This is a genomic window from Streptosporangium sp. NPDC049248 (assembly GCF_040678965.1).
GTDB classification, from domain to species: Bacteria; Actinomycetota; Actinomycetes; order Streptosporangiales; family Streptosporangiaceae; genus Streptosporangium; species Streptosporangium fukuiense.
Window position 1 is genome coordinate 64,926 of record NZ_JBFAQY010000037.1, and the last position, 11,139, is coordinate 76,064.

Consider the following 11,139-nt stretch of genomic DNA (forward strand, 5'->3'; position numbering starts at 1 on the left):
CCTCCGTTCCGAGGAGTGCCATGCCCGCTGCCTCCCAGGCCCCGCCCCGGCGGCGTGCCCGTGACCGGGACGCCACCGCGCCCGCGCCGCCCGCGTCGCGACCCGGCGCGCGGCCGTCCCGGTTGAACGGCCTCTGGCCCTACCTGCTGATCGCGCCGACCCTGGCGGGCACCGCCTACCTGCTGCTCTACCCGCTGGTCCGTAGCGTCGTCATCTCCTTCCAGCACTTCAGGACCGGCGAGCTGATCCGCGGCGGAGCGGCGTTCGTCGGCCTGGACAACTACGCGCGGGTGCTCGGCGGAGCGGAGTTCTGGGCCGTGGTGCGCAGGACCCTGCTCTGGACCGCCGTCAACGTCGTCCTGATCATGGTCGTCTCCACCGTGGTGGCACTGATGATCGCCCGGTTGGGCCGCAGGATGCGACTGGCCGTGATGGGCGGCCTGGTGCTCACCTGGGCGACCCCCGTCCTCGCCGCCACCACGATCTTCCAGTGGCTCTTCCAGTCACGGTTGGGGGTGGTCAACTGGCTGCTGGTCACCTTGGGCCTAGAGTCCTTCAGGGACTACACCTGGTTCGCCCACGGCACCTCCACCTTCGCCATCCTGGTCGCCCTGGTCGTCTGGCAGTCCGTGCCGTTCGCCGCGCTCACCCTGTACGCGGGCCTGACCACCGTCCCCGCCGAGTTGTACGAGGCCGCGCGGATCGACGGCGCGAGCGGGTGGCAGGTCTTCACCACCGTCACCTTCCCCATCCTGCGGCCGCTCTTCGGCCTGATCACCTCGCTGGAGGTGATCTGGGTGTTCAAGTGCTTCGCCCAGATCTGGGCGATCAGCAAGGGCGGCCCGGAGGAGGCCACCACCACCCTGCCCGTCTACGCGTTCCAGGTCGCGCAGTCGCTGCACAGGTACGACCTCGGTTCGGCGATCTCCAGCCTGACCGTGCTGATCCTGGTCGCCCTCCTGATCACCCATCTCCGGCGGATGCTCAAGCACGAGGGAGAGCACCTGTGACCGTCCCGCTGCGCCGCGTACCGCTGAACCTCGCGGCCCTGGCCGTGCTGGCCGTCTCGATCTTCCCCGTCTACTGGATGGTGCTGACCGCGTTCAAGCCCACCAGGGACATCCAGTCGCAGACCCCGACCTTCTGGCCCGCCCACCCCACCCTGGAGCACTTCGCGACCGCGGTGAGCGCCGACGGTTTCTGGACGTTCTGCGGCAACAGTCTCACCGTCACCGCGAGCGCGGTGCTGCTGGCGCTGGTGGTCGCGCTGCTCGCCGCGTTCGCGGTGGCCCGGATGCGCTGGCGCGGGCGCAGGGCGTTCGTCCTGATGGTCTTCATCGCCCAGATGGCTCCCTGGGAGGCGCTGCTGGTGTCGATGTTCATCATCGCCCGCGACACCGGGATGCTCGACAGGCTGTCGATGCTCACCTTGATCTACTTCATGACGACGCTGCCGTTCACCATCGTGACCCTGCGCGGGTTCCTCGCCTCGATCCCTCCCGAGCTGGAGGAGGCGGCGCTGATGGACGGGTGCGACAGGACGGCCGCCTTCCGCAGGGTGGTCCTGCCGCTGCTCGCCCCCGGCCTGATGTCCACCTCCCTGTTCGGCTTCATCACCGCGTGGAACGAGTTCGCCTTCGCCAACGCACTGATCATCAAGAACCAGGGCGACCGGACGCTGCCCGTCTGGCTCTCCTCCTTCAGCAACGTCTTCGGCACCGACTGGGGCGCCACCATGGCCGCCTCGACCCTCTTCATGCTGCCGGTGCTGCTGATCTTCCTCGTCCTGCAGCGCAGGGTCACCTCAGGGATGATCGCCGGCGCCGTCAAGGGATAGGTCCCACCGTCCGTCCACAGGCGCGCCCTCAAGGGGTGCCGTGAAGGGAAGACCAACGTGATCATTCCGAGGCCGCGGCAAGTGGCCGTCGACGGAGGCTCCGGCGCGTTCCGGCGGGACCTGCTGCGGCTGATGCCCGACGATCCGTCCCTCGACGAGGAGGGCTACCGCCTCGACGTCTCCCCCTCGGGCGTCGAGCTCACCGCCGGCGGCCCGGCCGGCCGCTTCTACGGCTCGCGGACCCTCGCCCAGCTGGGGCCCGAGGTGCCGTACGGGACGATCGAGGACCGGCCGAGGTTCGCCTGGCGCGGGGTGATGCTGGACGTCGCCCGGCACTTCATGCCCAAGGCGTTCGTGCTGCGCCTCGTCGACCTGCTCGCCGAGCACAAGCTCAACGTGCTGCACCTGCACCTGACCGACGACCAGGGGTGGCGGCTGGAGATCAAGCGCCATCCCAGGCTCACCGAGATCGGCGCCCGGCGCGGGGGGTTCTACACCCGGCAGGACATCCAGGAGATCGTCGCCTACGCGGCGGAGCGCTTCGTCACGGTGGTGCCCGAGATCGAGATGCCCGGCCACGCCCAGGCCGCCATCGCCGCCTACCCCCACCTGGGCAACGACCCGTCCCGCCAGGTGGAGGTCTGGTCGGAGTGGGGGATCAGCGAGCACGTCCTCAACCTGGAGGAGTCCACGGTCCGCTTCTGCCAGGACGTGCTCGACGAGGTCTGCGACCTCTTTCCCAGCACGTACGTGCACGTCGGCGGGGACGAGTGCCCCACCGTCGAGTGGGAGCGCAGTCCCGCGGCGCGGCGGCGGCTGGCCGAGCTGGGGCTGGCCGGACCGCGGGACGCGTGCGCCTGGTTCATCGGCCGGATGGCCGCCCACCTGGAGAAACACTCGCGCAGGCTGGTCTGCTGGGATGAGCCCGACCGCGCGCCGACGCCCGGCACGACGGTCATGGTCTGGCGGGACGAGCAGGCCGACCGCGGTGACAACGAGATCATCCTGGCACCGCACACCCGGACGTACTTCGACTACCGCCCCTCGGCCGCCCCCTTCGACGAGCAGCCGGCCGAGTCGGACTCACCGACGGCCCAGGAGCGGGTCCTCACCCTGGCCGACACCTACGCGTTCGCACCCGACCCGGCCGCGCGGGGCGTGCAGTGCCAGTTGTGGACCGAGTACATGCCCACGCCCGAGCGGGTCGAGTTCATGGCCCTGCCCAGGATGTGCGCCTTCGCCGAGGTCGCCTGGGGCTCGCCCGGCGACTACCCCGACTTCCTCCGGCGGCTCGGCCCGCACCTCGCCCGGCTCAGCGCCCAGGGCGTCCGGGGTGGACCGCTCATCCCCTGACCCCCGCGGGACACCGGCGTCCAGCGGCCCCGGAGCACCTCGATCCTGGAAACCCCCCAGGCCCCAGAAAGCACCAGGAAAGGAAAACACGTGCGCAGAAAGCTGTTACTCGGCGGACTGGTGTCCGCCGTGCTGCTCGCCCTGGTGGGCGTCGCGGCGAACCCGGCCAGCGCCCAGCAGTCCCTCAGGCTCCAGTACAAGACGAGTGCCACCGGCGCGACCGCCGACCAGGTCGAGCCGTGGTTCAACCTGGTCAACAGCGGCACCTCGGCCGTGCCGCTGAGCGGCGTGAAGATCCGCTACTACTTCAAGGCGGACCCGGGGGCGACGCAGTACCGCTTCGCGTGCTCGTGGGCCGTGGTCTCCTGCTCCACGGTCACCGGGGCCTTCGGCACGCTCTCAGCCCCGGCGGCGACCGCCGACCGCTACCTGGAGGTGGGCTTCACCTCGGGGAACCTCGCGGTCGGGGCGCAGACCGGTGACCTGCAGCTGCGCTTCCACCGGTCCGACTGGCAGCGGATCACCCAGAGCGACGACTACTCCTTCGGCCCGGCCCGCACCACCTACGGCGACTGGACCAAGGTGACCGTCCACCAGAACGGCGCCCTGGTCTGGGGCACCTCTCCCACGGGCGGCGACCCGTCCCCGTCCCCGTCCCCGACCCCGTCGGTCACGCCCACCGGCCCCGAGGGCGGCGGGGTGGTGTTCGACGACTTCTCGTACGGCGACGCCGACGATCCCAGCCTCACCGCGCACAACTGGACGGTGCGCACCAACAGCGGCGGTCCCGGCGTGCCCGGCGCGAGCTGGCCCAAGCAGAACGTGACCTTCCCCACGGTCTCCGGCACGAACAAGGCGCTGCAGCTCAGGGCGGTCACCGACGGCACCGGTGCGGGCACCCGGCAGTCGGAGGTGCTGCACCGGCGCAAGTTCCTCGAAGGCACCTACGCGGCCCGGGTGAAGTTCTCCGACGCCCCGGTCAGCGGCCCCGACGGTGACCACGTCGTGCAGACCTTCTTCACGATCACGCCGCTGGCCTTCGACATGGACCCCGACTACAGCGAGCAGGACTTCGAGTACCTGCCCAACGGCGGCTGGGGCGAGCCCGGCAACATCATGTACACCACGTCGTGGGAGACGTACCGCAACGAGCCCTGGGAGGCGGTGAACGTCCACACCGAGGCCAGGCAGAGCTACGCGGGCTGGCACGACCTGGTCCTCCAGGTCTCCGGCGGCCAGATCAGGTACTACATCGACGGTGCCCTCTTCGCCGAGCACGGCGGCGTCTACTACCCGGAGACGGTGCAGTCGGTCAACTTCAACCTCTGGTTCATCAGCGGCGGACTGGTCGGCGCTTCGACCCCGCGCGACTACGTCCAGCAGGTCGACTGGTTCTACCACGCCAAGAACGAGGTCGTCGCTCCCGCCGAGGTGCTGAACCGGGTCAACGGCTACCGCTCCGCCTCCACCTCCTGGGTCGACACCGTGCCCAACCCCTGAGATCCCTGCCAGCACGAGCAGGACGCACAGCCAGGACGCACGGCCCGCGCCCGCCTATGGCGCGGGCCGTGCCCCCTCCTCTTTCCCAGGTGCCGGCGCTTCCATGAACCTTCGGGCCGGGCGGCCGGCGATCCCCGGCGTCCAGGCGCGGCATCCGTCCGATCAGCCGCCGGCCATGGTGTAGCTCAGCGACTGGTCCTTGTACTCCTTGTCGTCGGTGCTGGCGGCGAGCACCCGTTTCACCTTGCCCTTGAAGTCGACCACCAACGCCTCGTAGCCGAAGCTCTGCCTCCGCCAGGCCACGACGTGCCGGTCGTCGTACCAGCCGAGGATCCGTTCTGTCGCGAACGGGATCCGGGCCTTCAGCTCCGCGCCGGGACCGGTGGAGTGGAGGCAGATCTCCTGGGTCACCCCGCAGTATGTGATCATCAGCGTGCCGGACGGGTTTATGGGGTCACCCTCGACCCAGATCGAACCGTCCACGTCCGAAAGGTTCTGCAGTACGGTGCCCTGCAGGTCGTAGAAGCGGATGCTCTCGACGTTGTCGCGGACCGTCCAGGCGCCGACCGCCTGGCTGTCACTCCGCCAGAAGTAGCTCCAGGACCCGCTGACCTCCTTCACCCGGACGACCGAGGCCTTCTTCGTGGCGATGTCGATGGTCGCGTAACCGTAGACGCGCGTGTCGTCCTTGATCGTCTCGTACAGGGTGACCAGCCCCTTGGTGCCGTCGGGCGACCACAGCGGATAGAGCGCGACGATCGGCTTCTTGGCGATCTTCACCTCGTTCTTCGCCCCGGACTTGTGGTCGACGATCGAGGCGACCTCGTAGCCGTCCACGCTGTACTGGCTGTTCACGGCGAGAGCATGGGTGCCCGAGGGGTTCAGCCGGTAGTAGTAGTACGACTGCTCCCTGACGAACTCGTCGGTACCGGCCCTGCGGGTGTAGGTGTAACGCACGTTTCCCCTCCACATGAAGTAGGAGGTGAGCTTGATCGGGTCCTTGTCACTCTCATGGATCGTGATGGAGCTGCCCGGCAATTTGATCTTCCGGTCCGCGGGCGGAACCGCGGAGACGGCCCGGGGGGAGGCGGTGGCGGTGGGAGTGGTGGTGCTCCCGGTGGCCACCCGTGTGCCGGTGCCCGTTCCGGTGAGGGTTCCGTTCTGCACCAGAACCGTGACCGTCACCGCGACGAGGGTGAGCGCGAGTCCGGCGCAGGCCACGATCCAGCCCCGGCGCACCCGCCTCTTCCGGCCCGGGAACTGTTGCGCCCCGTGTCCCGCCGGAGCGACCGCCCCCTGAGGCGCGAACCCGTGCGGCGGCGGGTATCCACCCGGCCCGGCCCGGTGCGGGTGTCTCCCCGGCTCGGTTTGTTGAACCGCATACCCGTTCGGTCCGGTCTGGTATGACGGATACCCTCCTGGACCGGCCTGGTGCGGCGGGTATCCGCCCGGATCGACCTGGTGTGAGTATCCCCCCGGAGTGGCCCAGTGCGTCGCGTACCCGCCCGGTCCGGTCTGGTGAGGTGGGGGGCTTCCGGGATCCGTCCGGTACGACGCCCCGCTCTGCGGTCCGCCCGGGTAGGGGGGATACGCGGGGTCGGTCCGCTGGGCTGCGGCTGCCACCCCCTCTGCGAGCATGCCCCGGGGGGAGACCAAGGGCGACGCGCCCTGACCGCCCTGTGCGCCCCGACCGTCCTGGATGTCTTGTGTGCCCGGACCGGTGTGGCCCAGCAGGCACATCAGCGCCTCGCCCGCCGTGGGCCGCAGGCTCTCGTCCTTGGTCAGGCACCGCCCGACCAGCTCACGCAGCGTCGGGTCGGCGATCGCCGACAGGTCCGGCTCGGCGTTGAGAATCCGGTTGAAGATCGCGGGCAGGCTGTCGGCGCCGAACGGCGGCTGCCCGGTGGCCGCGAAGACCATCGTGCCCGCCCAGGCGAACATGTCGGCGGCCGGACCCGCGGCCCGCCCCGCGAGCTGCTCGGGAGTCATGTAGGCGGGCGTGCCGATCGCCGTCGAGGTCAGAGAGGAGGTGCGGTCCAGGGCCTTGGCGATGCCGAAGTCGATCACCCGGGGGCCGTCGGCGGCCAGCAGCACGTTGGCCGGCTTGAAGTCGCGATGCACGATCTCGGCCTGATGGATCGCCACCAGCGCGGTCACCGTGCCGATCGCCAGCCGGTGCAGGGACGCGCCCTCGCGGGGGCCCTCGGCGCCGACGACATGGTCGAGCGTCGGCCCCTTGACGTACTCACTGACGATGTAGGGCCGCTGCTCGTCCACCCCGGTCTCGATCACCGCGGCGGTGCAGAACGGCGCCACCCGCCGGGCAGTGTCGACCTCACGCACGAAGCGCTCCAGTGCCTCCCTGTTCTGGGCCAGGTCACGACGGAGCAGCTTGACCGCGACCTCGGCCCCGGTGGGGGCGACACCCAGGTACACCGTCCCCTGGCCGCCCTCGCCCAGGCGCGCGGTGAGCCGGTACTCCCGCACCTTCTCGGGGTCCCCGGGCCGCAGGGACGCAAGGTCCGGCATGACGACATCCTCCTTCACGTCACGGGCACCCACGTGAGATCTCATGCGGGCTCAACGCCAAATGTTCAGGATCACAGGGCCCACTTGTGCCTCACTTGGAAGTCGGAGACACCTGACTGCGAGGGGAATGCCGGCAGGGCACAGACCGTACGGCCGTTCTCCCCTGCCTCCCCTGCGGGTCGCCCCTCCTAGGCGCCCCCTGAATTGGTACCCGAGATTCATGTTTGTTACGGTCCTAATGTGCGATTGACGAAGTTCACGGATCTGGCACTCCGGGTGACCATGCGGCTGGCGGTCGCCGAACCCGGGACGGTCCTCACCACCAGACAGGTGGCCGACGCCATGGCCATCCCCTACACCCACACGGCCAAGGCCATCGCGCGCCTGCAGCATCTGGGTGTGGTGGACGCCCGCCGAGGGCGCGGCGGCGGACTGGAGATGACCGGTTTCGGGCGTAAGGCCTCGCTGGGATGGCTGGTCCGCGAACTGGAGGGCGAGGAGGAGGTGGTCGCCTGCGAGGGCGACACACCGTGTCCGCTGCGGGCGGCCTGCCGCCTGCGCGGCGCGCTGCGCGAGGCCCAGCGGGCCTTCTACGCGGCGCTCGACCCGCTCACCGTGGACGATCTGGTCCGCTCGCCGACCGGTCCCGTGCTGGTCGCTCTCTCCTGACCACTCCCTCCCGAATCCCTTCCGTCGTCACACACTTTAATACGAAGATCATTTACCAATTTGGAGGAGACATGCTCTCTGTTGAATCGGCGGCGACGGTCCGGGCCACCCTGCCCGCCGTCCATCAGGCCCTGGGGGAGATCACCGGGCGGTTCTACACGACGATGTTCGCCGACAACCCGGACCTGCTGAACAACCTCTTCAACCGGGGCAACCAGGCCAGTGGGGTACAGCGCCAGGCACTGGCCGGGTCGATCGCCGCCTTCGCCACCCTGCTGCTCGACCGGCCCGACGAGCGGCCCGACGCGATGCTCGCCCGCATCGCGCACAAGCACGCCTCGGTCGGGATCACCCCCGACCAGTACCAGATCGTGCACAAGTACCTCCTCGCCGCCATCGTCGACGTGCTCGGCGACGCCGTCACCCCCGAGGTCGCGGCGGCCTGGGACGAGGTCTACTGGCTGATGGCCAACGCGCTGATCGCGCTGGAGGCGCGGCTGCTGCGCGAGCCCGGCGATCCCTGGCTGCGCGCCACGGTCCTGGAGCGGCGGCGCCAGACACCGGACACCGTCTCCTTCACCCTCGCCCCGTCGATCCCGCTCACCTTCGCCCCCGGGCAGTACGTCAGCGTCGGGGTCACCCTGCCCGACGGGGCACGGCAGATCCGGCAGTACAGCCTGTCGTGCGCCCCCGAGCGCGACGACTGGCGGATCACCGTCAGGTGGGTCCGCGGCTCGGGGCCCGACGGCGAGGTCTCCGGGTGGCTGCACGCCAACGTCCAGGCCGGGGACGAGCTCACCATCTCGGCGCCGTACGGCGACCTGACCCTGGCCCCGGGTGACGCCCCGCTGCTGCTCGCCTCCGCCGGGATCGGGATCACCCCCATACTGTCGATGCTCGACCACCTCGTGGCCACCGGCTCCACCCGCCAGGTGGTCGTCGTCCACGCCGACCGGAGCCCCGCCGACCACGCCCACCGCGAGGAGCTCGTCCGGCTGGTCGCCGAGCTCCCCGGCGCGACCCTGCACCGCTGGTACGAGAAGGCGGGCGCGTGCTCCTGCGACCCCGCGCCCCGTATCGGGTACGCCGACCTCTCCGCGATCGACCTGCCCGACGGCCTCGTCGCCTACCTGTGCGGCCCGCTGCCGTTCATGCGCGACGTGCGCGCGGACCTGCTCCACCACGGGGTGCCCGCCCGCGACGTCCACTACGAGGTCTTCGGCCCCGACCTCTGGCTCGGTCAGGACTGAGCACACTCCCGGCCGACGGGGACGCTCGGCGCCGGCGGCCGACAGGGCACGCCGGCGCGGCGACCGGCGGGACACTGCGAATCGAGTTAGCGGCCTTTTCCGCGGTTTCCTTTTCCAGGCGCCGCCTTCTCATATATGGACAACATTGTCCGGGCTCAAAGTTGGCATCGACTTAAAAATGTCTTGGCATCCTCCGGTCAGGCAAGAAGGGGAAGAAATCAGCGTTGACGGCCCCGTCGCGATATAGGCCGTATTCGAGGTCGAGGGATTGACACAAAGGCAGCGCAGGGTGAGATGATGCGTCTCGCCGCTCCGGCCGGAGCAGCGGATACCTCTCCGGAAGCCCTGACGAACAAAACTCCCCGCACGATTCGAAGCCGAACCGCCGGCCATTTCCGGTTGATCGGCACGGCTTCATATCGAGCGTTCGTCGCGAAAATCCCGTACCGCACGACCGTAGAGAAAAGACCCGGCAGGATGACCACACCCCCTGTTTTCACACCGGATTTCTTCCAGAATCCTTATCCCACCTACAGATGGCTCAGAGAGAACCATCCCGTTTTCCGGACGACCATTCCGTTCACCGATGTCGGCGTGTGGCTGGTCAGCAGGTACGAGGACGTCAGGGAGGGTTTCACGGACGCCCGCCTCAGCAGCGACTACCGGAACGCGTCCCCCGCTTTCACCGAGGCCTCGCTGGCCTTCGGCTCAGGGACGGTCGCGGAACGCTCCATGGTCAATCTGGACCCACCGGACCACACGAGGCTGCGGAAGCCGGCGACCGCGGCCTTCAGCGGCCGGAGGGTCGCCCAGTGGGAGGCGGCCATCGAGAAGATGACGGACACCCTCCTGGGCGCCGTGCCGACGGGCGAGCCCGTGGACGTCATGAACCACCTCGCCACCCCGCTCTCGGTCGGGCTGATCTGCGACGTCGTGGGCGCCCCGCCCGGCGACCGCGCGAGGCTGCGGGAATGGGGAGACCTGATGTTCACGGCCGACCCGGCCGAACGTCACCTGGCGCACGGCGCCATCGAGTCCATGCTCGAGTACACCGGCGACCTCATCCTTCGGAAGAAGGACAACCTGGGCGCCGACCTGCTGTCCGATCTGATACGGGCGAGCCGGACCCCCGGGGCGCTCGACGAGGACGAGCTGCTCACCACGGTGTTCGGGATCATCGTGGCCGGATACGAAACGTCCATACGCCTGGTCGGAAGCACCTTCCTGGCCCTGCTGGACCACCCGGAACAGCGTTCACTGCTACGTCGGGATCCCACGCTCATCGATTCCGCGATCGAGGAGGTGCTCAGGTACGACGGTCCCACCGCGTCGCCCATGTGGCGTTTTCCCACCACCGACGTGGAGATCGCGGGGGTCACGATACCGGCGCGTGAGCCGATCCTGCTGCTGGTCGGATCGGCGCACCGGGACCCCGCCCGCTATCCGGCTCCCGACAGTTTCGACATATCGCGGGAGGACAAGCGCCACCTGGCGTTCGGGCACGGAATTCATCGCTGCGTGGGAGCACAGCTGGCACGCCTGGAGGCGAAGATCGTCATCAGCAGGACACTGGACCGGTTTTCCAGGATGTCGCTGGCCGTTCCCCGGGGCGATGTCCTGTTCGCACCGTCTTTGATCATGCGTGGCCCGGCGCGCCTGCCGCTGGTCTTTGAGAACTGATCACCCACGCGAGAAGGCGGACGTGCGTGACCTGGCCCCGGACCCCCGCCTGGAGAAGGTGGAGGTACTCACCTGCTTCATGATGGGCCACGACTTCTGGCCACGAGAGCGGTGCGTGACCTCGCTACGCCGACTGCGCGAGGCGTTCCCCAACGTCCGCAGGTTCCTGCTCGGCGACACCGCGCGGACCACCAACATCCCCGACCGGGACAAACCCGTGTTCACCCTGGCCTTCGAGACCGCCCACGACCTGATGGGCGTCTACCTGCCCACCCTCGCCGAGTGGGAGGACGTGTTCGAAGAGAGCGGCTGGAAGTTCCT

8 protein-coding genes and 1 pseudogene are annotated in these 11,139 nt (G+C 69.2%); 8 read left to right on the forward strand and 1 reads right to left on the reverse strand.

The annotated features are described in order from the left end of the window. Positions 1-20 precede the first annotated feature (20 nt). The 4 genes from AB0K21_RS40245 to AB0K21_RS40260 all read left to right on the forward strand — a co-directional run bounded on the left by AB0K21_RS40245 (position 21) and on the right by AB0K21_RS40260 (position 4,690). Positions 21-1,010, forward strand: coding sequence for a sugar ABC transporter permease (locus AB0K21_RS40245; protein ID WP_343962368.1), 990 nt, complete (start codon positions 21-23; stop codon positions 1,008-1,010). After that, complete coding sequence (locus tag AB0K21_RS40250) at positions 1,007-1,837, forward strand: carbohydrate ABC transporter permease (protein ID WP_343962365.1); 831 nt, start codon at positions 1,007-1,009, stop codon at positions 1,835-1,837. The genes AB0K21_RS40245 and AB0K21_RS40250 overlap by 4 nt, the downstream gene beginning before the upstream one ends. A gap of 57 nt (positions 1,838-1,894) precedes the next feature. Beyond that, positions 1,895-3,190: a beta-N-acetylhexosaminidase gene (locus AB0K21_RS40255; RefSeq protein ID WP_343962363.1), complete on the forward strand. Its 1,296-nt coding sequence runs from the start codon at positions 1,895-1,897 to the stop codon at positions 3,188-3,190. 90 nt (positions 3,191-3,280) lie between these two features. Beyond that, positions 3,281-4,690, forward strand: a complete 1,410-nt coding sequence (locus AB0K21_RS40260; RefSeq protein ID WP_343962361.1) for a cellulose binding domain-containing protein — start codon at positions 3,281-3,283, stop codon at positions 4,688-4,690. 162 nt (positions 4,691-4,852) lie between these two features. Here the strand turns inward: AB0K21_RS40260 and AB0K21_RS40265 are convergent, their stop codons facing one another. Then, positions 4,853-7,219: a serine/threonine-protein kinase gene (locus AB0K21_RS40265; protein ID WP_343962359.1), complete on the reverse strand. Its 2,367-nt coding sequence runs from the start codon at positions 7,217-7,219 to the stop codon at positions 4,853-4,855. A gap of 240 nt (positions 7,220-7,459) precedes the next feature. On the opposite strand from AB0K21_RS40265, the gene AB0K21_RS40270 reads away from it, so the two are divergent. The 4 genes and pseudogenes from AB0K21_RS40270 to AB0K21_RS40285 all read left to right on the forward strand — a co-directional run. Then, positions 7,460-7,888 (forward strand): Rrf2 family transcriptional regulator, encoded by a 429-nt coding sequence (locus AB0K21_RS40270; protein ID WP_343962357.1) that lies wholly within the window; start codon positions 7,460-7,462, stop codon positions 7,886-7,888. Positions 7,889-7,959: 71 nt separating this feature from the next. Continuing rightward, positions 7,960-9,138: a globin domain-containing protein gene (locus AB0K21_RS40275; RefSeq protein WP_343962355.1), complete on the forward strand. Its 1,179-nt coding sequence runs from the start codon at positions 7,960-7,962 to the stop codon at positions 9,136-9,138. 594 nt (positions 9,139-9,732) lie between these two features. Further along, positions 9,733-10,818, forward strand: coding sequence for a cytochrome P450 (locus AB0K21_RS40280; RefSeq protein ID WP_343962353.1), 1,086 nt, complete (start codon positions 9,733-9,735; stop codon positions 10,816-10,818). Positions 10,819-10,840: 22 nt separating this feature from the next. Then, positions 10,841-11,139: pseudogene (locus tag AB0K21_RS40285) on the forward strand (SAM-dependent methyltransferase); the annotation flags it as partial.